Raw genomic sequence first — 26,595 nt, 5'->3', positions numbered from 1 at the left:
GCGGATGAGAAGAGAGGAACTGCCAACACCCTGCTATCTGATATCTGTAAAAAAAATCCGTGAAAACCTGGAGATTCTGAACGGAGTCATGGACAGGACCGGATGCCGGATACTTCTGGCGCAAAAAGCCTTCTCCCTGTATGCGCTCTATCCTCTGATCGGGAGCTATCTCTCAGGGGCGACGGCCAGCAGCCTGTTTGAAGCACGGCTGGGGGCGGAAGAGATGGGAGGGGAAAATCACATATTTTCCCCCGCTTACCGGGAAGAAGAATTCGATGAAATCCTGAAATACTGTGACCATATCGTGCTGAATTCTCCGGGACAGGCCAGGCGGTATAAAGATCGGGCGCGGAGGGCCGGAAGGAGTGTGGGCATACGGATTAATCCGGAATGTTCTACCCAGGAAGGCCACGCGATCTATGATCCCTGCGCCCCTGGTTCAAGACTGGGAACGACAGCGGGACAGCTGTCGGAGGAATTGATGAAGGGCGTTGAGGGAATCCATTTCCATACGCTCTGCGAGCAGAACGCCGATGCGCTGGAGCTGACGCTCCGCTCAGTAGAGGAAAAATTTTCCCCATGGCTTTCAGGGGTAAAATGGATCAATTTTGGCGGCGGCCATCACATAACCAGAGCAGATTATGACCGGGAGCTGCTGGAACGATGTATTCGCAGGGTCCGGCAGCGCTATGGAGCGGAAGTCTATCTGGAGCCGGGAGAAGCGATCGCCCTGAATGCCGGGGTCCTTCTCACGAAAGTGCTGGAGCTGGGCAGAAACGGCCTGGATATCGCCATTCTGGACGGCTCCGCTGCCTGCCATATGCCGGATGTGCTGGAGATGCCCTACCGTCCTCCACTCCGGGGCGCCGGAAAGCCGGGGGAGAAAGAATATACCTTCCGCCTGGCCGGACCTACCTGTCTGGCCGGAGATGTGATCGGCGACTATTCCTTCAGCCATATACTCACGCCGGGTGAAACGCTGGTATTCGAGGATATGGCCATCTATACCATGGTGAAAAATAACACTTTCAACGGGATCGGACTTCCGGCCATCGCGCTGGAAGAAGAAGACGGGGACTGCAGGGTCTGGAAGCAGTTCGGTTATGAGGATTTTAAGAAGAGGTTATAATTATCTGAGATTAAAAAAATCCACAGTATATCGCAGAAAATGTACTGAACAGGGAATTTACAGCGGAAGCGCCAAATCAGAAATGGCTGACGGATGTAACAGAATTCCACTAGTATATCGGGATTGAAAAACACAAGGTTTATCTTAATGCGATTGTGGATTTATATGACAGAAAGATTGTCTTCTTGGCGATCCGTGATCACAACGATAATAAGTCGGTTTTTGAAAGATTCGATGCTGCAGTAAAGTCTAACCCAGATGCGTAACTTCTGTTTCACAGTGACAGGGGATATGATTATGGAAAAAAATTACCGGAAGAAAGTCTCTGATTGGGATGATAGATGATTATATCGAATATTACAACAAAAGGCGGTTACTAAGAAATTTAGGAGTAATAACACCAGAGGGAAAGCACGAGATGTACAATTTGCAGGTAGCATAAAACTGCCAGCAGGAAGACCTGCTGGCATAAAAAACTTATATTTTTTGGATTGTCTACTTGACAGGGAGCGGTTCACGCAATTCAGTGATAGCCCCAAAATGAAAATTTGTTATTAATATTGATACTGTTCAGGAAATGCGTAAACTTGATACTTTGCAATATCAGCTGTTGTTATCGTAGTTGGCAGGTCGCTTGCAGATATGTCAAAACCTCTTGTTTCTCCAGGTTGGAGCGTTTCGCTTATCAAATCATAAGCTTGGCCGATACTATGTCCTTCGCTGTCAAAAAACACAATCATGATATCCAAATATTCATGAGCGACATCACTTGTATTGGTTACTTCTCCGTGAACATCTATTCCACCATACTCTTTATCAAAAATAGCGGTATTGCTTATTTCCAAACGATAATTCTTTAATTTGGAAGTTTCCGGAGTGATATACGGCGTAATGGAAATCCCTTCCGTAGGAGTGCCTTCGTCCATATATACATTTTCAAAATAATATCCTGTTTTGCCAGGGGCAATTATCTGAGGTGCCGGACGGAAAAATTTTGATGAATGAACAATGCTTCCGTCTTGTGTTTTGAGATCATATGAACCATATGGAAGATATAAATCAGCTTCGCCTGTGTTTTTGACCTCTGCAATTGATCTTGTGGTAATGTATCCATATTCATCAGTATGAAAAATAGCGTTCTGGTAAGTGATTTCATAAGAAGGTTCATCAGCAGTTTCTGATTTTTCATCTGTTTCTTCTTTTGTAATTTGTTCTATCGGGGCATCCTTATTTTCAACAGTGTGTTCCTCAGCCGTTTTTTGCGCAGCCTTTAACTCTTCTTTCAATGCATCATAGTCTTCCTGAAGCTGATCGAGCTGTGCGGTTAACTCTTCGACCTGCTGTTGTGATTCAGAGTTTCCACAGGATGACATGGATAAAACTAAAACTGATGTTAATAAAATTGCTGTAATTCTCTTTTTCATTTGTGATTCCTTCCTTATAGTGATAATTTATTAAAACGCCAGCGGCGAATTAATACATTCTCTCGGCGAGTATATTATATGGTTTTATTGTATATGATAAAGCAAATTATGTAAATATTAGATATACGGAAAAACGGATAAATACAAAACTCAATCTAAATCATGACGGTAAAGTCCGGAATAAAGATTGTTATCTGGTGCATTTACGAAACGGAACTATGGTGTTATAATGGTTCAAAATAAGGAGAGGAGGTTATCATCATGAAATACGCTATGTTTTGTTCATCGGCTACCGGAAACACCGGAATGCTGGGGCAGGTGATTGAAGAATTGCTGGCCGGAGAGACGAAGGTAGAGAATCCGGAGGAGGCAGACTTGGTATGTGTGGGATTTTGGACCGACCAGGGAGGTGCGGATGAGTCATCCCGGAAGCTTTTGAAGACACTTCATAATAGAAAAATCTTTTTATTTGGCACTGCCGGCTTTGGAGACAGCCAGACGTATTTTGACGGTGTGCTGGATGCGGTGGAGGACAACCTGAACGATTCCAATGATGTGATCGGAAGATTTATGTGCCAGGGGAAGATGCCTCAGGCGATCAGAGACAGATATAATAAGCTGAAGGAGGAGGTGCCCAATCAGGGAGCACATTATGACCTGATGATTTCTAACTTTGACAAGGCGCTGACTCATCCGGATCAGGAGGATCTGGTGCGATTGAAGGCTGTTTTTAAAGAGGCCGCTGCAAAGCTGTAACCGGCAGACAGTCAGTTCTGTTAAGAAAGAATTGAATAAGCAATCAGATTGACGCGGCACTGGACTAAACTGGTGCCGCGTTGAATTGACACAGTTAAGGGGAAACCGATATACTGTATAATAATTGCGGGCTGCCGGGAGGTTTCCGGACCGTCTGCGGTAAGACTTGAATATTAAGGGAGAAACTAAAGATGGAGAGGGAGAAGTTTAGTTCCAGGCTGGGATTTGTTCTGATTTCAGCCGGGTGCGCAATCGGCATCGGAAACGTGTGGAGGTTCCCCTATGTGGCTGGCAACAGCGGCGGGGGGATATTTGTACTGGTGTATCTGTTCTTCCTGGTGGTGCTGGGAGTTCCGATACTGACCATGGAGTTCGCGGTCGGACGGGCCAGCAGGAGGAGTGCGGTGAAAGCCTGCCAGCAGCTGGAGAAGCCGGGCCAGAAGTGGCATTTGCATGGGATTGTGGCCGTGGCCGGTAATTATATCCTGATGATGTTCTATACAGTAGTGGCTGGTTGGATGCTCCACTATTTTTACCTGATGGCCAGCGGTAGATTCGAGACTACGGAGACGCCAGAGGCTGTGGAAGCAGTGTTCGGTGAAATGACAGGAAGCCCACAGACGATGGCTTTCTGGATGGTGATCGTAGTAGTCCTGGGATTTTTCATCTGTTCACTGGGATTGAAAAAAGGTGTGGAAAAGATCACAAAGTGGATGATGCTTGCGCTGCTGGCGATCATGGTGATCCTGGCGGTGAGAAGTATCGTTCTGCCTGGCGGAGCAGAAGGGCTGGCATTTTATCTGGTTCCCAGCGTAGAGCGGATGCAGGAAACCGGGGTGGGCAACGTCCTGGTGTCGGCCATGAACCAGTCATTCTTCACTCTGAGCCTGGGCATTGGCGCTATGGCTATTTTCGGCAGCTATCTCGGCAAAGACAGGACGCTGATGGGGGAAGCCGTTACAGTTTCCGCACTTGATACCTTTGTGGCGATCGTTTCCGGCCTTATCATTTTTCCGGCATGTTTTGCCTATGGTGTGAGTCCGGACAGCGGTCCCAAGCTGATTTTTGTGACGCTGCCCAATATCTTCCATTCTATGCCCGGCGGAAGAGTTTGGGGAAGTCTTTTCTTTGTCTTTATGGCATTTGCGGCGTTTTCTACGATCATCGCCGTATTTGAGAATATACTCGGCTTTTGGGCGGATCTGTTTGGGTGGAGCAGGAAAAAGGCGGCGCTCTTCAACATCGTGCTGCTGATCCTCCTGTCCCTGCCTTGTGTGCTGGGCTTCAATCTCTGGTCCGGATTTGAGCCTCTGAAAGCCGGCAACGGGATCATGGACCTGGAAGACTTCCTGGTGAGCAATCTGCTGCTGCCTCTGGGATCACTGATTTATGTGCTGTTCTGTACCAGTCGTTATGGATGGGGCTGGAAGAAATTCCGGGCGGAGGCCAATGAGGGGAACGGACCAAAGATACCTGACTGGCTCCGGAGATATTGTGCCTATGTGCTGCCCTGCATCGTAGCCGCTATCTTTATATACGGTTTGGCTACTTATTTTTGATTGTAATTGTTTTGTGGTGTGATTTTGTGCCGGGAGGAAATAATGGAACAGGAGAGTTTCGTGATCCGCCGGCTCGCAGCTCTGTATAAGGCAGAATTCGTCCCACTGCAGGATGTGCTGGACCGGGCGGCAGAGCAGTACGGGATCAGAGAGATGACAGTGGACGGGATTCATCTGACAGGCCGGGGGGACAGGATTCTGGCGGAACAATGGTATCGCAGCTTCACAGATCAGGCGGTTAAGACTTAAGAGAACGGGCGGTTAAATACCGCAGCAATAGAAAACAGTAAATAATCAGGGGTGTTACCCGGGCGCTGAATATCAGTGACCGGGCAACACCCCTTTAAAGATCAGTCTTTTCTGGAGAAGTGATCTTTGTCCCAGAGCTTTTCTGCAACGGGTTTCCACTCTTCCGCGTAATGGGAACATTTGCCGCAGAGATGTTCACAGGTCTCGGGCGCTTCCAGGTCGGTGGATTTGGCGCCTGTTGCGTGTACCATTTCCTGAAGGCGTTCCGGGTTCTCAAGCATTGGGCAGGGCCGCAGGTGGTTGTCGTTAAAGGGCTGGTTGGCCTGGTATTCCAGGAACAGGGGCTGCTGGAGACACTCAAGCAGGGATTTTTCCTTGATGTTGGCGCTGGAATAATGTATGAATACGCAAGGCTCCACGTCGCCGTTGGGGTTGATATGGCAGTAATATTTACCTCCGGCCACGCAGCCGCTGACGAATTCACCGTCATTCTGGAAATCCAGGGCGAAGATTGGTTTTCCGCCCTCGAAATCACGGATTTCCCGCACTCTGTGGTACATGTATTCTCTCTGCTCCGGGTTCAGAAGCAGGTCGGTAGAGGCGTCGTTGCCTACGGGCATGTAGTGGAAATACCAGGTGTAGCGGACGCCCTTTCCGATGATCATATCCAGGAATTCATCAGAGGTGACTGTCTTATAATTCTGGCTGGTATAGCAGATGGAAGTGCCAAACAGCAGCTTGTGCGCTTTGAGAAGGTCCATGGCGTGCATGACTTTGTCAAAGGTGCCTTCCCCTCTTCTGGCGTCATTTTCAGCCCTGAAGCCTTCGAGGCTGATTGACGGAACGAAATTGCCCACCCGGCGCAGCTCTTTGCAGAAATCTTCGTCAATCAGCGTTCCGTTAGTGAAACAGTGGAACGCGCAGTCCTGGTATTTTTCGCAGAGACGGATGATATCGGCCTTGCGTACTAACGGCTCGCCGCCGGTGAAAAGGTATACATGGATTCCCAGGTCACGGCCCTGGGCTACGATGCTATCCATCATCTCGTAGCTTAGGTTCATCTTGTGGCCGTATTCCGCCGCCCAGCATCCGGTGCAGCGCAGGTTGCAGGCGCTGGTCGGATCCATCAGCAGGACCCAGGGGATGCTGCAGCCGTACTTTTTGGCGTTTTCCTGTGTGATATGGAAGCCCCGGAAGCCTGCCTCATATCCCAGATTGAGAGCAGCCAGCTTGATCAGCTTGGGGTCGGTATTGTCAAAGAGGTCATTGGCAAACTTCATCCACTTGCTGTTCTCGTCCCTGAAGATCTCACGGAGTTTCTCATAAGCGCCCTTGCTCCAGGTGTCTCCCAGAACTTTTTCAGCCAGGTCCACAAACTGGACCAGTGCCTTCTGGCGGTCTTTATTGGTGTGTTTGATTGCAGCATCGATTGCGACTTCAAATGCTTTCCTCTCGGCTTTGTGTAACAGTGAATCAGCCTTAGCCATTTGTGTGTTCCTCCATTTCTTTCCTATGTCAATTTTCATTTCACGGTTTCCTTGCAGTTTCGTCTCAGGGCTGAACTGTAATATTCTAACCGTTTACAGGTATCTGAATGCATGATATAATATCTGAAACCGGGGAACAAGCCCCGATTTTTTAAATGTGTACAGATTTAGACAGATTATGGAAAGTGTCGCCGGACAAAATCAGGCGAATGGGAAATTTAGGGACAAATCTCTATGAATGGGAAACCAAAGGAGCGACAGTATGAAACTGGATGCGAGAAAGAGAAAAACTATGGCTGCCAGGCGGACCTTGAAGATCCTGACGCTGGCACTGACACAGCTTTTGCAGGTGAAGCCGTTTGAGAAGATCAGCGTCATTGATATCTGTGAAAAAGCATTGGTCCCAAGGGCTACCTTTTATAATTATTTTGATGACAAATACGATCTGCTGCAGTATTACTGGAGCACGCTCCGGGAAATGCTGGTGCCGGAGCGCAAGGATACAGAGCCTTACAGACCGGAACGGATCGTAGAGATCATGGGCAATATACTGGAATATGTTCAGAGTCAGTATGAGGTCTGCCGGGTCATCTGTGAAGTAAACCGCAGCAGTTATTTTCTGGATTCCCTCCACGCCTATGTGGCGGGCTTGCTGGAGGATGGACTGAAGGACGTTCCGGTAGAGGAACGGGAGTACTCGGTTCCGGTTTCGCTGGAGGGGGAGCTGCTGGCCGGCGCGATCATCAGAACTGGCGTTTGGTGGCTTCACCACAGGAATGAGTGTGAGCTGGAGGCGCTGGAGGTCTATCTGCAGCAGATTGTGATGGATATTATGACGTCGGCTAGACGGGAACGCCGCTGTAGGAAGGGCGAGGTGGAGATATGAAGATTACTTTTTTAGGGCACAGCGGGTATGCGGTGGAGATTTCCGGCCTGCTGCTGGTGTTTGATTATGAGACAGGCTGCCTGCCGCTGGATTCAGATCCCGCGGAGGCAGTGTTTTTTGTGAGCCATCAGCACCAGGATCACTTCAACCCTCAGATTTTTTCCATGGAACCCCTGGCGGGCCGGGCGGCCTATGTGCTTTCCAGGGATACCAGGAGGAAAGTGCGGAAGATCGGAGGGCCGGAAGAGCGCATCCATTATATGACGGCCGGAGAGGAAGTCTGCCTGGATGCGGGGGACAAAACCCTCCGGATCCGCACGCTGTGTTCTACGGACTGTGGAGTTGCCTTTCTGGTCGGCTGCGGGGAATATCAGATCTATCACGGCGGTGATCTGAACTGCTGGTCGTGGCCGGGAGATTCTAAGCAGCACCGGAATCAGATGGTGGCGGAATACCGGCGTGAGATTCAGAAGCTGAAGGGTGAGAAGATTCACGTGGCCTTCTGCCCGCTGGACCCCAGGCTGGAAGAGTGGTATGCGGAAGGCTTTCGGTATTTTCTGGAGCATGTGGATGCAGATTATGTCTGGCCTATGCACATGTGGAAGGAATTCGGCACGGTGGGCCGTTTTCTGGATTCGTTGGAGGATGAGAAGCAGAAGGGCCGGGTAGTATCTGTCTCCCATGACGGGCAGCAGTGGGAATGCGGCCGGGTAGCGGAGATTGAAGAGCCTGATTTCGGATGTGAGGGACGGCCGGATGGAGAAGCAGCACAGGACCGCCTGCTGGTCCGGATGGAGGACGGGAGCACCAGGGTCAGGTGGGAAGCTGACAGCAGCCTGTATGACCGTGGTGTGGACGAGGGGAGCCTCCTGACCTGGGAAGTATGAATTAGAATCATCAAATAAGGCTATACTTTGCATGAGAGAATGGAAAAGTGAGGGATAAAATATGCCATCAACTTATGCACACTACCGGTTTGGATGCGAAGTATACTGCCATTTGCCTGAAGAAGTGTCCGCACGTATTTCTAAATACCGGACACTTTATCTGACAGGTCTGCACGGGCCTGACCTAATGTTCTATTACCGGCCCCTGTGCGCCAATCCGGTGAACCAGATCGGCTATCAGCTTCATGATTGGACAGGAAGAGCTTTCATTGAGCGGGGAGCCCGCGTGGTGAAGGAGAGTTCCAGCTATGGCGGCGCCTGGGCGTATCTGTGCGGAGTGGTCTGTCATTTTACCCTGGACAGCCTCTGCCATCCCTACGTGGAAGAGAAAATCCGCCGGAGCCATGTCACGCATACGGAGATCGAGGGCGCCTTTGACCGAGCGCTGATGGTCCATGACGGCATTAATCCTATTTCTCACCGCCTGGCAGATCACATCATTCCGTCGAAGGAAAGCGCGGAGATCATCGCCCCCTTTTACGCGCCTGCTACTGTGGAGCAGGTGTATCAGGCCATGGGTTCTATGATAAAAAATTGTAATTTACTCACAGCCCCCTCGGCCGGCAAGCGGCGTCTGGTGCGGGCGATCCTGAAGCTTTCGGGAAATTATCCGGAGATGCACGGCATGATGATCACCAGGGAAAGAGACCCGCAGTTTTCCGACAGTGACCGGGAACTATACCGTCTGTACCGGAAAGGGATCCGGGAAGCCCCGGCCATGATAGAAGAGATGACAGAGCACCTGGAACGGGGACGAAGACTGGGAAAAAGGTTTGACCACACCTTTGGCGTGAAATGAGAGGTGGGGGCATGAACAGACAAAAGCTGTCAAAAAGTGAAAGAGCCTGGATACTATATGATGTAGGCAACTCGGCCTTTATCCTTCTGGTATCTACTATCATCCCTGTTTATTACGACACGCTGGCAGGAAATGCCGGCATATCCTCCGTGGATTATCTGGCAACCTGGGGCTATGCAGCTTCTATTGCGACGCTGATCGCCGCCGCCGCCGGTCTGGTGCTGGGCGGGATGTCTGACCAGAAGGGTTATAAGAAGCGGCTGTTTGCCGCTTGTATGGCATTGGGCGCCGCCGCCTGCGGGGCGCTGGGGCTTGCCCGCACCTGGCAGTGTTTTCTGGTGATTTTCGTAATCGCGCGGATCGGCTATGCGGACAGCCTGGTCTGCTATGACGCGATGCTTCCGGATATTACGGTTGGGGAACGGATGGACCGGGTGTCATCCTATGGCTATGCCTGGGGCTATATCGGAAGCTGTATCCCCTTTGGGGTCTGCCTGTGGCTGAGCCTTGGGCATGGAACGCTGGGGATACCGCTGGTGGCTGCCATGGCAGCGGTATTTCTGATCACTGCGCTCTGGTGGGCAGCGTCATCGATTCTGCTGCTGAAGCAGTACCGTCAGGTACATTTTGCCGAGGAGGGAGGTCGTCCTGTCAGGGACAGCCTGAAGCGCCTGGGCCAGACCTTTCTGCAGGTGAAGAAACAGAAGCATATCTTCGTGTTTCTCCTGGCGTTTTTCTTTTTCATCGACGGAGTATATGCGATCATAGATATGGCGACGGCATACGGAACGGCGCTGGGGCTGGACACAGCAGGCCTGCTGATCGCTCTGCTGGCCACCCAGTTTGTGGCGTTCCCGTTCTCGATCCTGTTCGGGCGGCTGGCAGGCAAATATCCGGCAGGCCGTCTGATCGCCGTATGCATTATCGCTTATCTGGGGATTGCCGTTTATGCAGTGTTTTTAAAAACTCAGGCACAATTCTATGTGCTGGCTGTCTGTGTGGGGATGTTCCAGGGCGGAATCCAGTCACTGTCCCGTTCTTATTACGCGAAGCTGATACCGGCAGAGCAGGCTGGGGAATATTTCGGACTGTTCGACATCTGCGGGAAGGGAGCTTCTTTTCTTGGAACCTTTTTGATCGGTTTAGTCAGCCAGATGACCGGAAGCATGAACCTGGGAGTGGGGGCGATGGCGGTTATATTCGGGATAGGGCTGGTCCTGCTGCTGCGGGCGGACAGGCTGGCGAAGGATTGGAGAGAGGCAAATCAATAGACAAAAGGAATTTTCCGAAAAATCTGTAAATCTGGAAAACTTGCTTGACTTTAGTAATCATTACTGATATTGTAAAAGTAATATTACAGATAAGGGGGTTTGAAAATGGATCAATGGAAATGTAGCGTCTGCGGTTATGTACATGAGGGTGAAAATCCGCCGGAGCATTGCCCGGTCTGTCATGCGCCGGCAGAGAAATTTTTCAGACTGGAGAAGGAAGCGGAGCCGGACGGAAAGGCTGAGCAAGCGGCGGCGCCTGCTGCTAAAGGGCCGGAGCTCCGCTATGATCCGGCATATGCGAGAGTCGACCCGGAATGCCGCTATATGGATGTGATTCATGAGATGGCTGTAAGCGGGAAGACGATCGGGGGAGCTATGGGCACCAGGATGGCCATGCCGGACTGGGACGATATCCTGATTCTGGGAGCGCAGCTGAATCCGCCGCCGCTGAATGACGGAGACCCAGTGATTACGACGACAGTGCTCGGAAGGAATGCCAAGAAGCCTCTGATTCTGAATAACCCGGTCTATGTATCCCATATGTCCTTCGGTGCGCTCTCGAGAGAAATTAAGGTGGCGCTGGCGAAAGGGAGCGCGGCGGCCAGGACCGCCATGTGCAGCGGAGAGGGCGGCATTCTGCCGGAGGAAAGGGAAGCGGCCTACAAGTACATATTTGAATATGTTCCCAACAAATACAGTGTGACGAGAGAAAACCTGCAGCGGGCGGATGCCATCGAAATAAAGATCGGCCAAGGGACGAAGCCAGGTATGGGCGGCCATCTCCCGGGGGAAAAGGTGACGCCTGAGATCGCGGCTCTCCGGGGCAAGGAACCGGGGCAGGATGTCCAGAGTCCTTCCAAATTTCCGGAGATCAATGGCAGAGAAGATCTGAAACAGCTGGTTGACCGTCTGCGGAATGAGTCTGACGGGCGGCCTATCGGAATTAAGATCGCCGCCGGGAGAATCGAAAGGGATCTGGAATTCTGTGTGTACGCGGAGCCGGATTTCATCACGATAGACGGGCGGGGAGGGGCCACGGGGTCCAGCCCGCTGCTGCTGCGGGAGGCCACCGGCGTCCCGACGGTCTATGCCCTTCACAGAGCCAGAAAGTATTTGGACTCCATACACTCAGATATTTCTTTGGTAATTACAGGAGGCCTGCGGGTGTCGGCCGATTTCGCGAAGGCGATTGCCATGGGGGCTGATGCGGTGGCAGTGGCATCCTCCGCTCTGATCGCGGCCGCCTGCCAGCAGTACAGGATCTGTGGGTCGGGGAATTGTCCGGTGGGCGTGGCAACCCAGAAGCCGGAATTGAGGGAACGTCTGAAGGTGGAGGCTGCGGCAGCCAGGGTGGCCAATTTCTTCAATGTGTCCCTGGAAGAACTGAAGACTTTCGCCAGAATCACCGGCCATGAGAGGCTGCACGACCTGAGTGTGGACGATCTCTGTACGATCAGCCGGGAAATCTCTGAATATACCAGCATCCGGCATGCGTAGTCAAACCTGTTCATCTGTACAATGAGGGGAAAATATGATAGAATACATTCGTAGCTCTGTTGACAGAAGTAAAAAAGGAAAAATCTATGAAGCTGGATAAACAGACAATGTTTAAAATCGGAGGCCTGATCGTATTTACTGTGCTGGTAGTGGCCTGCTGCTTCCGGTTTGATGTGGTGATCTCTATCATAACTGGCCTGATCGGGCTGTTCACACCGTTTTTGATTGGCCTTGTGATGGCATTTATTGTAAATATACTGATGCGGTTTCTGGAGCGCGTGATTTTCGGCAACCGGTTCGCCAAAAAGAAACGGTTATTGCAGAAAATAAAACGTCCAGTCAGCATTGTCTTGGCTATCCTGCTGATACTGGGTGTTGTGCTGGCAGTTTTCTGGATTGTGGTGCCCCAGCTGGGAGATGCGGCGACCAATGCGATTTCCAACCTGGAATCCGCCGTGCCGAGGCTGAAGAGCTGGCTCCATGTACAGTTGTCCGCATATCCGGATATATTGGAAAAGGTGGATACCATTTTCGGCAAAGAACCCAATTGGCCTATGCTGTTTTCCAACGTGATCACCTTCCTGAAATCCGGAAGCATCGGCGGACTGGATGAGATGTTTTCCACGGCCTCTGCCATGGTGGGAGAACTGATCACTTCAGTTTCGACATTTGTGATCGCATTTGTATTCGCCTGCTATATCCTGGGACAAAAGGAGAAGCTGCGCGGGCAGACCGCCCGGGTGGTCCGCGCGTTTTTGCCTAAGCCGGGAGCTGACTGGCTGGCGAAGCTGTATCACCTCTGCTCCAGGACATTTTCCAGCTTTATTACGGGACAGTGCCTGGAAGCGTGTATTCTGTTCATGATTTATTTTGCAGTCCTGGCGATCGGGGGATTCCCCTATGCGGTCCTGATTGCTGTGATTGTAGCTTTTATGTCCTTTATCCCGATTTTCGGATGCTATCTGAGCTGCATCATCGGGGCGCTGCTGATTCTGACAGTCAGTTCTTTTCAGGCGATTGTCTTCGTGATCTTATTTATCATCATTCAGCAGATTGAGGGCAATATGATATACCCCAGAGTTGTTGGCGGGTCCATCGGCTTGCCTGGCATCTGGGTGCTGCTGGCGGTGTCAGTGGGCGGAAGCCTGTTTGGCATCGTGGGCATGCTGGCCTTTATCCCGCTGACTTCCGTGGTCTATACACTGGTGCGGGAAGAAGTGCATAAAAGGATGGAAAGGAAACAAATGATTTCATGATTCAGGACATAGGACCAAAGAAATATTATAACGAATACCATGACAAAGCGCCTGATGAGAAGGGAAGGATTCTGGTTTACCGCGGGAGTGAGGTACTGATTTCCCATAAGGAGGATGGGCAGATTTTTTTTCCTGCATTGTCTGACTTTTCTGGATGCGAGATGAATTATACATACCTGTTTGCGATTAACGAGGAGGAGTTTTATCTGGGAGAGCCTGTGGAATGGACGATACCGGAGACGTACCATTTTGAACATGTCCGGCAGTTCCGCCTGGCAAGGCCCAGGGAACTGGCGTTTGCGGGAATCACAGGGCATCAGCTGTATGAGTGGTACCAGAGACATATTTACTGTGGGGCCTGCGGCGTGAGAATGCACAGGGATCACAAGGAACGTATGGTGAAGTGTCCCTCCTGCGGGAACATGGTTTATCCGGTCATCAGCCCGGCGGTCATTATCGCAGTGACGCACAACGGAAAGTTACTGATGAGCAAATATGCCGGACGGGAATATAAGAAATATGCCCTGATTGCCGGCTTTAATGAGATCGGTGAGACGATTGAAGAGACCGTACACCGGGAAGTGATGGAAGAAGTGGGGCTGAAGGTCAAGAATCTCAAATACTATAAAAGCCAGCCCTGGCCTTTTACGGGAACGCTGCTGATGGGATTTTTCTGCGAGCTGGACGGAGAGGACGACCGGATCACGCTGGAAGAAGAAGAGCTTGCGGAGGCAGGCTGGTATTCGCCGGAAGAGGTTCCGGAGGATGAGGAGCGTATTGCTTTAACGAGAGAGATGATGACGAGATTCAAAAAAGGAGAATATATGCTGTAGTTTTTCGGAAAGCCTGCTCTGCTGCCCGGTCTGCCAGGAGCCTTGCCGGTTCTGCAGGCCATCATTGTATCACAGAAGAGGGGGATACAATGATGGCGCGGCTGCTTCCGTGCACGGCGGAGTGCAATTTAAGGTTTTCGTCTTGATGAGGTATAAAATCTCGTTCCTGCGAAAGCGACGATACATTCTGTCAGCGGATAGGCACACCATACGCCAGTCATTTTGAAAGCGGCAGAAAGTAATAACGCCATAGGAATTAGAACGATGAAACCCCGTAACAGAGAAATAACCTGCGCCGGCAGTGGTTTTTCTGTTGAAATGAAGTAGGTGGAATACACAATGTTCAATCCGATCAAAGGGCAGGCAGCAAAATACAGTTTTAGCCCTGTTACCGCATAGGCCTGCAGCGCTTTATTCGCTTCGCTGTTGAAAACAGAAACTAATGTGTCAGCTCCGAAACAAATTATAGAATAAATCACAGCTGACAGAAGCAGCAGGGTATACATGGCATATTTCAAGATAGCTTTAACATTCTCTGTATTCTGTGTTCCATAGTTTCTGCTGATAAGTGGCTGGATACCCTGCGATAACCCGGTGTAGATTGCGATGACTACAAGAGAGATCACTGTAATTACTCCAAAAGCAGCTACGCCTGTATTTCCCGCAATGCGGAGAATGATGAAATTAAACAGGAACATGACCACGCCCGAGGTGGCTTCCGTAAGAAAAGGCGGCACACCGCCGGACAGTATCTCTCCCGCGTTTTTTCCGCTGAGAACGGATTTTGCAAAGTGAAACCCATTTTTCCTGCCGGTAAGATAAGGCGACAGGACCATGATACTGATAACAGGCGCAAGACCTGTCGCGAAAATAGCACCGGATATTCCCATGTTCAGCGGGAAGATAAAAATGTAATCAAGCACAATATTTGATAAGCTTCCTGTAATCATGGCTGTCATTGAAAGCGACGGTCTCCTGTCGTTACGTATAAAGCACTGCAAGAGATTATTGGTTAGGAACGCCGGAGCGAATAACATCATAACCCGCAGATAAGTATTTGTCATGGAAAATACAGTCTCATCTGCGCCTAATAACTTTACAATCATTCCCGAAAAGAACAAGCCCCCAAAAATAAACATTGCTGCAAATAATGCTGTAAGATAAACAGCATTTGTAAAGACTTGGTTTGCTTTATGGTCTTCGCCGCGGCTCTTATGGATTGAATACTTTGTGCCGCCGCCCATACCGATCATAAGCCCGGTTCCGTTTATTAGGCAAAATATTGGAAAGGCAAGGTTAAGGGCAGTTAAACCATTTGTTCCCAGTTTAGCAGACACGAAAAATGTGTCCGCCAGCGTGTAGCAGGAATACGCCGTTTGCCCCAGAATGTTCAGCGACACATACTTCAGAAAATCTTTGAAAATATATTTTTTTCTCATATTTCCTCCCGATTATAAATTAAACAACTTGTAGAATACCGTTTTTATTCAGTTGAAACAACAAAAAACACCCGTACACAAATAGCCTTTGTGTACGGGCGCGTTTCAAACCGTATTCATATTGTAGCATAAGGCAAGGCATAGTTCAATTCTTTGTAATCAAAAATACTTTCGTAACACTTCTCCCAAATGAATCTGTAAAATAAAAATAAAAAACCTATTGACATACTGGGAATAATAGGTTATAGTTACTTTAAAATTAAATAACCTACTTAATAGCTAGGAATAATATGATAAAGGAGCGGCTGTTATGAAAAATCAGCAGATCTGTAAACCCTGCCACGGAATATATTCTTTAAGAAATGAACGAATGTGCGGTTGTTTCTGCCGCAGCAGACAAAGACAGATAACAGGTTAAAAGGCAGATAATTTGATGAGATAAAAGGAGATTGATAAAATGAGTAAAAAAGCTTACGCAGACAGGAAACTGAAATTTGAGACTTTGCAGCTGCATGTGGGACAGGAGCAGCCTGATCCTGCTACTGATGCCCGGGCGGTGCCGATCTATGCGAGTTCTTCCTATGTGTTTCATAATTCTGATCACGCGGCGGCCAGATTCAGCCTACAGGACCCGGGGAATATCTACGGGAGGCTCACAAACCCCACCCAGGATGTGTTTGAACGGAGAATTGCGGCCCTGGAGGGCGGGGTTGCCGCTCTGGCGGTGGCTTCCGGTGCGGCAGCGGTGACTTATACCATACAGAATCTGGCGCAGAACGGCGATCATATCGTATCTGCCAATAATATTTACGGGGGCAGCTACAATCTGCTGGAACATACCCTCCCTGCGTACGGTATAACGACTACGTTCGTAGATCCATCAGACAGTTCTAATTTTGAAAAAGCCATCCAGGATCATACAAAGGCTCTGTACATTGAAAGCTTTGGAAACCCTAATTCTGATGTTACGGATATTGAAGCGGTTGCTAAAATTGCTCACGCTCATAAGATTCCGCTGGTGGTGGACAGTACCTTTGCCACGCCGTATCTTCTGAGGCCCATTGATTTTGGCGCTGATATCGTGGTGCATTCTGCGACTAAATTTATCGGCGGTCATGGAACGGCCATCGGCGGGGTGATCGTTGACAGCGGGAAGTTTGACTGGGAAGCTTCCGGAAAATTTCCGTCTCTGACAGAGCCGAATCCCAGCTATCACGGCATCAGTTTTACAAAAGCCGCGGGGACGGCGGCGTTTGTGACGAAAATCCGGGCCATCCTTCTGAGAGATACGGGAGCTACCCTTTCCCCCTTCCATGCGTTTCTGTTCCTGCAAGGGCTGGAGACGCTGTCACTGAGAGTGGAGCGCCATGTGGAAAATGCACGGAAGGTCGTACAATATTTGAATAGTCATCCTCAGGTGGAGCGGGTGCACCATCCTTCTGTATCTCCTGACCCTGTGCAGCAGGAGCTGTATAAGAAATATTTCCCGAAAGGCGGCGGTTCGATTTTCACCTTTGAAATCAAGGGAGATGATGAAACGGCTAAAAGGTTTATTGATAACCTGGAAATATTTTCTCTGCTGGCAAACGTGGCGGATGTGAAGTCGCTGGCCATCCACCCTGCGTCCACGACCCATTCACAGCTAAATGAACAGGAATTAAAGGAGCAGGGGATCTATAAGAACACAATCCGGCTGTCAATCGGCACGGAGCATATCGACGATATCATTGAAGATCTGGAAGAAGCATTTCAGGCGGTTAAATAAGGGAGGGTTTTAGTATGTCTGGTATTTTTAAAGGGACGTTGGGACTGATCGGAAACACCCCACTGGTAGAGGTGAGCAATTTTGAAAAGAAACATGCTTTGAAAGCGAGAGTGCTGGTGAAGCTGGAATATTTTAACCCGGCCGGAAGTGTAAAGGACCGGATTGCAAAAGCTATGATTGAAGACGCAGAGGAAAAGGGAAAGCTGAAGAAGGGCTCTGTTATCATTGAGCCAACATCAGGCAATACCGGAATCGGGCTGGCGGCCATCGCGGCTGCTAAGGGCTATCGGATCGTACTGACCATGCCGGAGACGATGAGCGTGGAGCGCAGGAATATTCTGAAAGCTTACGGTGCTGAGCTGGTGCTCACGGACGGGGCGAAGGGGATGAAAGGGGCAATTGCCAGGGCGGAAGAGCTGGCGAAGGAGATACCGGACAGCTATATTCCGGGGCAGTTTGTGAACCCGGCCAATCCGGAGATCCACAGAAAAACCACTGGCCCGGAAATATGGCGGGATACAGAAGGAAAAGTGGATATTTTTGTGGCCGGAGTAGGAACGGGCGGAACGGTCACAGGCACGGGAGAATACCTGAAGTCGCAGAATCCAGGCATCCGGATAGTCGCGGTTGAGCCGGAGGATTCCCCGGTGCTTTCCCAGGGGAGAAGCGGCCCGCACAAGATACAGGGGATCGGGGCCGGTTTTATTCCAGACACACTGAATACAGAGGTGTATGATGAAGTAATGACTGTATCCAATGAAGAGGCGTTCCGGACTGGAAAGGAGATTGCCAGGACAGAAGGTGTCCTGGTGGGGATTTCCTCAGGGGCTGCCCTGTATGCGGCGCTCCGGCTGGCACAGAGGCCGGAGAACGAGGGGAAGACAATCGTTGCTCTTCTGCCTGACAGCGGTGACAGGTATTATTCTACGCCGCTGTTCGTTGAATAAGAACAGAAAATATTTTGTGTTTGGCAAAAGGCCGCCGGATAGTTCACCCCAGGATCTGTGCTGATCTTCTATGGCTGGAATGTAAATGTATCCTGGCTGAACATACTTCTGAAGCTCCTTTACCAGGCTGTCAGGAAGAATCATATCTGCATTAATATATTTCATACAGGCTTCCTCCTTGAAATCAGGTGTCAAGCAGCAAAGCCAGCAGAAAGCCAGCGACTGTCAATCACTCCATGCAAACGTCGCTGGTCAGACTGGCCTTGCATGGAGTCCTGCGTCGTTGTGTCTTTTTTTGTTCATACACATGTTTATCACCGCCCGTTGTCTGTTTTTCTTAAGTATACCACTCCTTTCTATATTTGAAAATATGAGGTATAATGAAACCAGAAGATTTCCGGGGACGGCGGAAGTCTGCAGCCTGGATAATGGGGGATTGACTGGCAGCAGGCCGGTGGGATAAAATGAAAAGATCTTTGAAGCGATTGGGAAAGGGACAGAAAGCGGATGGAAGAAGAACGGATACAGAAAGCATATGCTGGTGTAATTGATTATTTCCGGGGCCAGATCATGGCAGGAGAACTGAAAGCAGGAGAGCGGATACCTCCGGAACGGGAGATCGCAGCTCTGTTGGGGGTGAGCCGGAATTCCGTCCGGGAGGCGATCCGCATTATGGATATGATGGGGATCATTTCTTCAGTACAGGGCTCAGGAAATTACATTACCTGTGATTTTCAGAAAAGCATAACGGAGACCATGGCCATGATGCTGGCGATGGACAGGCTGGATTTCCGTCAGATCGGCCAGGTGCGCAATTCCCTGGAGACTCTGGCGTATTCTCTTGCTGTCTGCCAGGCCACGGAAGAGGAGATTCGCCAGATGGAGGATTACGTCCGGAAGATGGATAAGAGCACGGATTCTCAGGAAAGTGTCATGTTAGACAAGAAGCTTCATTATGCGTTTGCGGCAGCATCCCGCAATGTATTGATTATAGACATTCTGGAAGCATGTTCGGCAGTGGTTCACACTTTTATTGAGAACATGCGCTATGAGATTCAGCAGACGGAGGAGCGGAAGGGAATGCTTCAGAAGTGTCATCATGACATGGTGCTGGGACTGAAGACGAGAGATGAGAAGCTGGGGTTAGAAGCACTGGGAACTCATTTTAAGCTGGTGAACCAGGTGCTGGACGAAGACAGAGTGGACAGTTTCCCGGGAGAGGGACAGGAATGATGTGAAAAAATAAACAATTATTGACATAAGAATGCCGGGAACCTATACTAACCATAGAAAGATTGGTACTACCAATTATGCCCCGAGTTGCTGCTTCCTGCCAGTCAGAAAGCGACGAAACAGACTGTGGAGCAGAAGAAAGTGAATGGAAGGTTAAAAGGAGGCGGAACGGATGAAGATACTCGTATGTATCAAGCAGGTGCCGGAAAGCAATAGGGTAGAGGTAGACCCGGTAACCGGCGTTTTGAAAAGGGATGGAGCAGCGTCCAAAATGAATCCCTATGATTTGTACGCGATTGAGACAGCGCTCAGGATCAGGGAAGAGAAGGGAGGCACCGTGCAGGTGATTTCTATGGGGCCGCCCCAGGCGCAGCAGGTGATCCGGGAGGCATTTGCCATGGGGGCGGACGGAGGGGTCCTTCTGTCTGACCGTAAATTCGGCGGAGCCGATGTGCTTGCCACCAGCTATACCATCGCTCAGGGGATCAGAGCCTGTGGGGAATTTGATTTAATTCTGTGTGGAAAGCAGACCACAGACGGGGATACGGCCCAGGTGGGGGCGGAGATTTCAGAATGGCTGAAGATTCCCAGCGTAGCCAACGTCACCCGGATACAGAAGGTGGAAAATGACGGAATCACTGTGGCGATGGATCTTCCGGGGGAGCTGGAGATTGTAAAGGTGAAATACCCCTGCCTGTTGTCCGTAGATAAAGACATTTTCCAGCCAAGGCTTCCTTCCTATGTCCGGAAGATGAATACGAAGGACAGGGAGATAAAGGTGCTTTCACTTGCCGATATGGAAGACAGGGACGAGAAACATTACGGGCTGAACGGCTCTCCTACTCAAGTACAGAAAATCTTTCCTCCGGCGTCCAATGACAGGAAGGAGACCTGGGAAGGCTCCGGAGAAGAGCTGGCAGACCGCCTGTTTATCCGGCTCGGGGAGCTGAAATTCCTGGCTCCCGGGCCGCAGGGCGGCGGTAATTCTGAGCTGGTGGCTGCAGCGGCCGGTGAAAAAGACAGGAGGGAGTCATGATTATGGCAAAATTAATTGTACATCAGGACAAAATCCCGGACCCTCAGAAGCTGATAGCTCTGTGTCCCTTTGGCGCGATGGAGGAACAGGACGGGAAAGTGGTGATCGGCAGCGGCTGCCGCATGTGCCGCATGTGCGTCAAAAAAGGGCCGCAGGGGGCAGTTGAATACATTGAAGAAGAGGAAGGGCCCAAGATTGATAAGTCGGCCTGGAAGGGGATTGTGGTTTACGTGGACCACGTGGACGGCGATATCCATCCGGTTACTTATGAGCTGATCGGAAAGGCAAGAGAGCTGGCCGGCGTGACGAAGGAGCCGGTCTATGCCCTGTTCATGGGACAGGGAATCAGTGAGAAGAGCCGGGAACTGCTTCACTATGGAACCGATCAGGTGTATGTGTATGATGAGCCGGAGCTGGCAAGATTCCAGATCGAACCCTATACGGCTGTTTTTGAAGATTTCATACGGAAAGTCCGGCCGTCCACAGTCCTGGTAGGCGCTACGACGGTGGGCCGCCAGCTGGCTCCCAGGGTTGCCGCCCGGATGAAGACAGGGCTGACTGCTGACTGTACGGTTCTTGAGATGAATGCGGATACGGATTTGTCCCAGATCCGTCCGGCTTTTGGCGGAAATATTATGGCACATATTAAGACGCCGAACCACCGCCCTCAGATGGCGACAGTCAGGTACAAGGTCATGAACGCGCCGGAGCGCATGGAGGAAGTTTCAGGGGAGATCGTACCCTGCAAAATCAGCCGGGAAAAGCTCGGCTCCCATGTGGAGGTGCTGGACATTGTCAGAAAAGAAAAGGAAAAATTTATTGAGAATGCTGACGTGCTGGTGGTGGCCGGACGGGGAGTAAAGAAGGCAGAGGATCTGGACATGCTGCGCGAACTGGCGGGGCTTCTGGGCGGCCAGCTGGCCTGCACCCGTCCGCTGGCGGAAGCAGGATGGCTGGATGCAAAGTACCAGATAGGGCTGAGCGGCCGTACCGTCAGGCCGAAGCTGATGATTACTGTGGGTGTCTCAGGCGCTATTCAGTTCGTGGCAGGCATGAATCACGCAGATCACATTTTCGCGGTCAACAAGGACCCGAAGGCACCGGTTTTCAAAACTGCGCATTACTGTCTGGTGGGAGACCTGTATGAGATAATCCCCCGGCTGATTGAAAAGCTGAAAGGAAAGAGGGGGGCGTAACGATGGGATATAAAAAATTCGATGAACAGGATTTGGCTTATCTGAAAGAACTGATCCGGGATGAGGAACGCGTACTGGCGGGGAATGAGATTAATGAGGAATACAGCCACGATGAGCTGAGCGGCACCAGCAGCTATCCGGATGTGGTGATAAAAGTAAAGTCTGCCGGGGAAATTTCAGAAATTATGAAATATGCCGGCAAACACAGGATTCCTGTGACGCCCAGAGGCGCCGGAACGGGTCTTGTGGGGGCCTCTGTGGCTATGGAGCACGGGATTATGGTTGATACGACACTGATGAACCATATCCTGGAGCTGGATGAGGATAACCTGACAATCACGGTGGAGCCTGGGGTGCTACTGATGGAGCTGGCGGCCTATGTGGAGGAGCATGACCTGTTTTACCCTCCGGATCCGGGAGAAAAATCCGCAACTATAGGAGGAAATATCAGCACCAATGCCGGAGGAATGCGGGCTGTAAAATACGGTGTGACCAGGGACTATGTCATGGGGCTTGAGGTGGTGCTTCCGGACGGTAAAATTACCTGGTTTGGCGGAAAAGTAGTGAAGAATAGCTCCGGATATGATCTGAAGGATCTGATGATCGGTTCGGAAGGCACTCTCGGCTTCATCACGAAGGCGATCCTGAAGCTTCTGCCGCTGCCGAAGAAAATAATCAGCCTTCTGGTTCCTTTTCCCTCGCTTCAGAAAGCCATCGATACGGTCCCGGAGATTATCCGGTCAAAAGCTCTGCCCACAGCTGTGGAATTCATGCAGAGAGAGGTCATTGAGGACGCAGAGGAATATCTGGGCAAGAGCTTTCCGGATAAGCAGTCGGATGCTTACCTGCTGCTGAAATTTGATGGGAATACGACAGAAGAAGTGGAACGGCTCTATGACCGGGTTGCCCGCTTGTGCTTGGAGCAAGGCGCGCTGGATGTTCTGATCTCGGACACGGAGGAACGGGAAGAATCCATCTGGAAGGCCAGAGGCGCTTTTTTGGAAGCAATTAAGGGTTCCACAACTTATATGGATGAGGTGGATATGGTCGTGCCGAGAAGCCATGTCAATGAAATGGTCACTTATCTCCACAGCATCCAGAAAGAGGTGGAGATACGGATCAAGAGCTTTGGGCATGCGGGCGACGGGAATCTCCACGCATATGTCTTGAGGGATGGCCTGAGCGATGAGGTCTGGGAGCAGCGGATGCACGAGGCTATGGAGAAAATATACCAGAAAGCCAGGAAACTGGGCGGCCAGGTATCGGGAGAACACGGCATCGGATTTGCCAAAAAGCCTTATCTGAAAGAATCTCTGCCGGAGGCCAGCCTTCGCCTGATGAACGGGATCAAAAAGGTATTCGATCCGGAAAATATATTGAATCCCCATAAGATATCAGAAGAATGACCGGGAAAGCCGGTTCATATATTGGTGCAGCCGCCCGGCAGGACTTTTGCAGAGGCGGGAGATAAAAAATCCAAAAAGAAAGGTACGCGTCCATGACAGACGCCGTACCTTTCTTTTTGAGCTTTAATATTCCCGTATTCTGAAGGTCAGGCTTTTTCCCGGATTTCCCCATGCCATTCCTGTAGGGACTTCAGCTCTCCCTGAGTATGCGTTTTCACATAATGGATGCCTTCAGCGGTGGCTTTGGCGGCCGCAATAGTGGTGATATAAGGAATTCTGGACTTGACGGCTGCCTTGCGCAGGTAGCTGTCGTCGTGTACGCTTTCCTTGCCCACCGGAGAGTTGATGATGAGCTGGATCTTTCCGTTGGTGATCAGGTCGAGGATGTTCGGGCGTCCCTCGTACAGCTTTTTCACCCTTTCAGCGGGGATACCTGCCTCGCGGATGATCTCATAGGTAGTTCCGGTGGCGATGATCTGGAAGCCGTTCTCAGCAAAGCTTCGGGCCACCTCTGCTACCTCTGCCTTATCCTTGCGGTTGACGGAGATCAGGACAGTTCCTTCCAGAGGAAGCTTCGACTGGATGGCCTCCTGAGATTTATAGAAGGCCTCCCCGTAGGATCGGGACAATCCCAGGACTTCTCCGGTTGAGCGCATCTCGGGTCCGAGCACCGGGTCGACCTCCTGGAACATGTTGAAGGGGAATGCGGCTTCCTTGACGCCGTAATATGGAATTTCCTGATCCCTGAGTCCCGGCACCGGAGATGGATTCCCGGTCAGCTCAGAGGTGACGATGTCTGTAGCCAGCGGCACCATCCGGATATTGCAGACCTTGGATACCAGCGGGACAGTCCGGGAGGCTCTGGGATTAGCTTCCAGCACGTATACCTTACCGTTTTCTATGGCATACTGCATGTTCATGAGTCCTTTTACATGCATTTCTTCCGCGATCTTTTTCGTGTACTCTTTGATAATTCTCACATTTTCCGGTGAAATATGGACGGAGGGGATGATACAGGCCGAATCTCCGGAGTGAACGCCAGCCAGCTCAATGTGCTCCATGACCGCGGGAACAAAGGCGTTGGCGCCGTCGCTGATGGCGTCGGCCTCACATTCCAGCGCGTGGTTCAGGAAACGGTCGATCAGGATGGGCCGGTCCGGGGTCACACCTACAGCCGCTTTCATGTATCCGGCCATGCTTTCATCATCATACACAACTTCCATGCCGCGGCCGCCCAGCACATAGGAAGGACGAACCATGACCGGATAGCCGATTTTTCCGGCAATCTCTATGGCTTCCTCTACCGTAGTGGCCATACCGGATTCCGGCATGGGGATTCCCAGCTTTTCCATCATGGCGCGGAACAGGTCACGGTCCTCCGCAAGGTCGATGACAGAGGGAGAGGTGCCTAGAATCTTCACTCCGTTTTTTTCCAGATCAGAAGCCAGGTTCAGAGGTGTCTGGCCGCCAAACTGTGCGATGACACCCAGGGGTTTTTCCTTTTTGTAGATGCTGAGTACGTCTTCCAGGGTCAGCGGTTCAAAATAAAGCTTGTCAGAAGTGTCATAGTCTGTGGAAACGGTCTCCGGGTTGCAGTTGACGATGATCGTCTCAAAGCCCAGATTTTTCAGGGCCAGCGACGCATGAACGCAGCAATAATCGAACTCGATACCCTGTCCGATCCGGTTGGGACCTCCGCCCAGGATCATGATCTTAGGCTTGTCGTTAGATACCGGGTTCTGATCGGGAGCGTTGTAGGTGGAGTAGTAATAGGCGCTGTCTTCTGTGCCGCTCACATGGATGCCCTCCCAGGCTTCTTCCAGCCCCAGGGCCAGGCGGCGATCCCGGACTTCGTCCTCAGGTATTGCCAGAAGCTGGCTCAGATATTTGTCCGAAAAGCCGTCTTTTTTTGCCGAGATGATCTGCTCGTCGGCAGGAAGGCCGCCTTTATGACGCAGAAGCTCTTCTTCCTCCGCCACCAGTTCTTTCATCTGCTCTATAAAATATTTTTTCACCCGTGTGATCTCGAAAATCTCGTCGATAGTAGCGCCCTTTCTCAAAGCCTCGTACATGATGAAATGGCGTTCACTGGAAGGGGTGATCAGAAGCTGAAGGAGCTGGTCCTTGGTCATCGTATCAAAGTCCCTGGCGTGGCCCAGGCCGTAACGGCCGGTCTCGAGGCTGCGGATAGCTTTCTGGAAGGCTTCCTTATAGGTCTTGCCAATGCTCATGACCTCGCCGACGGCACGCATCTGCGTACCCAGCCTGTCTTCCACGCCTTTGAATTTCTCGAATGCCCAGCGCGCGAATTTAATGACTACGTAATCGCCGTCTGGGACGTATTTGTCGAGGGTTCCGTATTTCCCGCAGGGGATATCCTTGAGTGTCAGGCCGGTGGCGAGCATGGCGGATACCAGGGCGATGGGGAAACCGGTGGCCTTGGAAGCCAGGGCGGAGGATCTGGAGGTACGGGGGTTGATCTCGATGACGATAATCCGGTCGGATACGGGGTCGTGGGCAAACTGTACGTTGGTACCGCCGATGACCTGCACCGATTCCACAATCTTATATGCCTGTTCCTGAATCCGTTTCTGACATTCTTCGGAGATTGTCAGCATGGGCGCCGCGCAGAAGGAATCGCCGGTGTGTACGCCCAGAGGATCGATATTCTCAATAAAGCACACTGTAATCATGTTGTTATCGGCGTCACGAACCACCTCCAGCTCCAGCTCTTCCCAGCCCAGTATAGATTCCTCTACGAGAACCTGTCCTACAAGGCTGGCCTGGAGGCCTCTGGCGCATACAGTCTTCAGTTCTTCTTTATTGTAAACCAGGCCGCCGCCGGCGCCGCCCATGGTATAGGCAGGGCGCAGGACTACAGGGTAGCCCAGCTGGTCTGCGATGGAGAGCGCTTCATCTATGCTGTAAGCGACTTCACTTCGGGCCATCTCAATGCCCAGTTCATTCATGGTTTTTTTAAATTCGATTCTGTCTTCCCCGCGCTCTATGGCATCCACCTGCACTCCGATGACTTTTACGCCATATTTGTCCAGGATTCCTGCTTTATTCAGCTCTGCACACAGGTTCAGACCAGATTGTCCTCCCAGATTGGGGAGCAGGGCGTCCGGACGTTCCTTCTGGATAATCTGCTCCAGCCGTTCCACGTTCAGAGGTTCAATGTAGGTGACGTCAGCAGTTTCCGGGTCCGTCATGATGGTGGCGGGATTGGAGTTGACAAGTACAATTTCATACCCGAGCCGGCGGAGTGCTTTGCAGGCCTGAGTTCCGGAATAATCAAATTCACAGGCCTGGCCGATCACGATCGGGCCGGAGCCGATGATGAGTACTTTGTGAATATCTGTTCTTTTGGGCATAAAAATATCCTCCTTTGTTCTATAGATAATTATATAGAAAAAGATGAAAAGCACAAGAGTTTTTGTGATGCAATCCAAAATAATCTTATGCTCAGAAATGGAGAAG

General features: G+C 50.8%; 22 protein-coding genes. 18 read left to right on the top strand and 4 right to left on the bottom strand.

Annotated elements, in window-relative coordinates; all coding sequences use genetic code 11:
• The first annotated feature begins 4 nt into the window (after positions 1–4).
• Positions 5–1,129 (top strand): carboxynorspermidine decarboxylase, encoded by a 1,125-nt coding sequence (gene nspC / locus H9Q79_RS07280; RefSeq protein ID WP_118647782.1) that lies wholly within the window; start codon positions 5–7, stop codon positions 1,127–1,129.
• 307 nt (positions 1,130–1,436) lie between these two features.
• The gene (locus H9Q79_RS18630) at positions 1,437–1,571 is read left to right on the top strand and encodes an IS3 family transposase (RefSeq protein ID WP_408646474.1); all 135 of its coding nucleotides are present in this window, start codon (positions 1,437–1,439) and stop codon (positions 1,569–1,571) included.
• Positions 1,572–1,683: 112 nt separating this feature from the next.
• Here H9Q79_RS18630 and H9Q79_RS07275 read toward each other — a convergent pair whose 3' ends face one another.
• Entirely contained in the window at positions 1,684–2,553 is an 870-nt protein-coding gene (locus H9Q79_RS07275) for an FxLYD domain-containing protein (protein WP_249329538.1), read from the bottom strand.
• A 261-nt stretch (positions 2,554–2,814) separates the two neighbouring features.
• Between H9Q79_RS07275 and bilS the strand changes: the two genes are divergently transcribed.
• From bilS to H9Q79_RS07260, 3 genes are all read left to right on the top strand, one after another.
• Positions 2,815–3,309 (top strand): flavodoxin family protein BilS, encoded by a 495-nt coding sequence (gene bilS / locus H9Q79_RS07270; protein WP_118647789.1) that lies wholly within the window; start codon positions 2,815–2,817, stop codon positions 3,307–3,309.
• A gap of 191 nt (positions 3,310–3,500) precedes the next feature.
• Positions 3,501–4,868 carry a sodium-dependent transporter gene (locus tag H9Q79_RS07265; RefSeq protein WP_118647791.1) on the top strand — a complete coding sequence of 456 codons (1,368 nt, stop codon included), beginning with the start codon at positions 3,501–3,503 and terminating at the stop codon, positions 4,866–4,868.
• A 42-nt stretch (positions 4,869–4,910) separates the two neighbouring features.
• Complete coding sequence (locus H9Q79_RS07260) at positions 4,911–5,117, top strand: SGNH/GDSL hydrolase family protein (protein WP_118647793.1); 207 nt, start codon at positions 4,911–4,913, stop codon at positions 5,115–5,117.
• Between the two features lie 101 nt (positions 5,118–5,218).
• Here the strand turns inward: H9Q79_RS07260 and H9Q79_RS07255 are convergent, their stop codons facing one another.
• A complete protein-coding gene (locus tag H9Q79_RS07255) occupies positions 5,219–6,604 on the bottom strand; it encodes a radical SAM/SPASM domain-containing protein (RefSeq protein ID WP_118647795.1) in 1,386 nt (461 codons plus the stop codon).
• Positions 6,605–6,866: 262 nt separating this feature from the next.
• Between H9Q79_RS07255 and H9Q79_RS07250 the strand changes: the two genes are divergently transcribed.
• The 7 genes from H9Q79_RS07250 to nudC all read left to right on the top strand — a co-directional run bounded on the left by H9Q79_RS07250 (position 6,867) and on the right by nudC (position 14,093).
• The gene (locus tag H9Q79_RS07250; RefSeq protein ID WP_249329537.1) at positions 6,867–7,490 is read left to right on the top strand and encodes a TetR family transcriptional regulator; all 624 of its coding nucleotides are present in this window, start codon (positions 6,867–6,869) and stop codon (positions 7,488–7,490) included.
• Positions 7,487–8,377 (top strand): MBL fold metallo-hydrolase, encoded by an 891-nt coding sequence (locus tag H9Q79_RS07245; protein WP_118647799.1) that lies wholly within the window; start codon positions 7,487–7,489, stop codon positions 8,375–8,377. Before H9Q79_RS07250 ends, H9Q79_RS07245 begins: the two co-directional genes overlap by 4 nt.
• Before the next feature lie 61 nt (positions 8,378–8,438).
• Positions 8,439–9,236, top strand: coding sequence for a zinc dependent phospholipase C family protein (locus tag H9Q79_RS07240; RefSeq protein WP_118647801.1), 798 nt, complete (start codon positions 8,439–8,441; stop codon positions 9,234–9,236).
• Between the two features lie 11 nt (positions 9,237–9,247).
• The gene (locus H9Q79_RS07235; RefSeq protein WP_249329536.1) at positions 9,248–10,507 is read left to right on the top strand and encodes an MFS transporter; all 1,260 of its coding nucleotides are present in this window, start codon (positions 9,248–9,250) and stop codon (positions 10,505–10,507) included.
• A 105-nt stretch (positions 10,508–10,612) separates the two neighbouring features.
• Entirely contained in the window at positions 10,613–12,004 is a 1,392-nt protein-coding gene (locus H9Q79_RS07230) for a glutamate synthase-related protein (protein WP_118647803.1), read from the top strand.
• 86 nt (positions 12,005–12,090) lie between these two features.
• Positions 12,091–13,260: an AI-2E family transporter gene (locus H9Q79_RS07225; RefSeq protein WP_249329535.1), complete on the top strand. Its 1,170-nt coding sequence runs from the start codon at positions 12,091–12,093 to the stop codon at positions 13,258–13,260.
• Entirely contained in the window at positions 13,257–14,093 is an 837-nt protein-coding gene (gene nudC / locus H9Q79_RS07220) for an NAD(+) diphosphatase (protein WP_118647807.1), read from the top strand. Before H9Q79_RS07225 ends, nudC begins: the two co-directional genes overlap by 4 nt.
• 128 nt (positions 14,094–14,221) lie before the next feature.
• Here nudC and H9Q79_RS07215 read toward each other — a convergent pair whose 3' ends face one another.
• A complete protein-coding gene (locus tag H9Q79_RS07215; RefSeq protein ID WP_118647809.1) occupies positions 14,222–15,532 on the bottom strand; it encodes an MATE family efflux transporter in 1,311 nt (436 codons plus the stop codon).
• Positions 15,533–15,989: 457 nt separating this feature from the next.
• Here H9Q79_RS07215 and H9Q79_RS07210 point away from each other — a divergent pair, with 457 nt between their 5' ends.
• The 6 genes from H9Q79_RS07210 to H9Q79_RS07185 all read left to right on the top strand — a co-directional run bounded on the left by H9Q79_RS07210 (position 15,990) and on the right by H9Q79_RS07185 (position 23,115).
• Complete coding sequence (locus tag H9Q79_RS07210) at positions 15,990–17,297, top strand: O-acetylhomoserine aminocarboxypropyltransferase/cysteine synthase family protein (protein WP_118647811.1); 1,308 nt, start codon at positions 15,990–15,992, stop codon at positions 17,295–17,297.
• Positions 17,298–17,311: 14 nt separating this feature from the next.
• Positions 17,312–18,244, top strand: a complete 933-nt coding sequence (gene cysK, locus H9Q79_RS07205; protein ID WP_118647813.1) for a cysteine synthase A — start codon at positions 17,312–17,314, stop codon at positions 18,242–18,244.
• Positions 18,245–18,751: 507 nt separating this feature from the next.
• Positions 18,752–19,477: a FadR/GntR family transcriptional regulator gene (locus H9Q79_RS07200; protein WP_118647815.1), complete on the top strand. Its 726-nt coding sequence runs from the start codon at positions 18,752–18,754 to the stop codon at positions 19,475–19,477.
• Positions 19,478–19,649: 172 nt separating this feature from the next.
• Positions 19,650–20,513, top strand: coding sequence for an electron transfer flavoprotein subunit beta/FixA family protein (locus H9Q79_RS07195; protein ID WP_249329534.1), 864 nt, complete (start codon positions 19,650–19,652; stop codon positions 20,511–20,513).
• Positions 20,514–20,515: 2 nt separating this feature from the next.
• Positions 20,516–21,709 (top strand): electron transfer flavoprotein subunit alpha, encoded by a 1,194-nt coding sequence (locus H9Q79_RS07190; RefSeq protein WP_118647825.1) that lies wholly within the window; start codon positions 20,516–20,518, stop codon positions 21,707–21,709.
• A gap of 2 nt (positions 21,710–21,711) precedes the next feature.
• Positions 21,712–23,115: an FAD-binding oxidoreductase gene (locus H9Q79_RS07185; RefSeq protein WP_118647817.1), complete on the top strand. Its 1,404-nt coding sequence runs from the start codon at positions 21,712–21,714 to the stop codon at positions 23,113–23,115.
• A gap of 146 nt (positions 23,116–23,261) precedes the next feature.
• On the opposite strand, the gene carB is transcribed toward H9Q79_RS07185, so the two are convergent.
• Positions 23,262–26,489, bottom strand: a complete 3,228-nt coding sequence (gene carB / locus H9Q79_RS07180) for a carbamoyl-phosphate synthase large subunit (protein WP_249329533.1) — start codon at positions 26,487–26,489, stop codon at positions 23,262–23,264.
• Positions 26,490–26,595 lie beyond the last annotated feature (106 nt).

The organism is Wansuia hejianensis, from assembly GCF_014337215.1.
Taxonomy (GTDB): Bacteria; Bacillota; Clostridia; order Lachnospirales; family Lachnospiraceae; genus Scatomonas; species Scatomonas hejianensis.
This window is presented reverse-complemented; position numbering and strand designations above follow the sequence as displayed.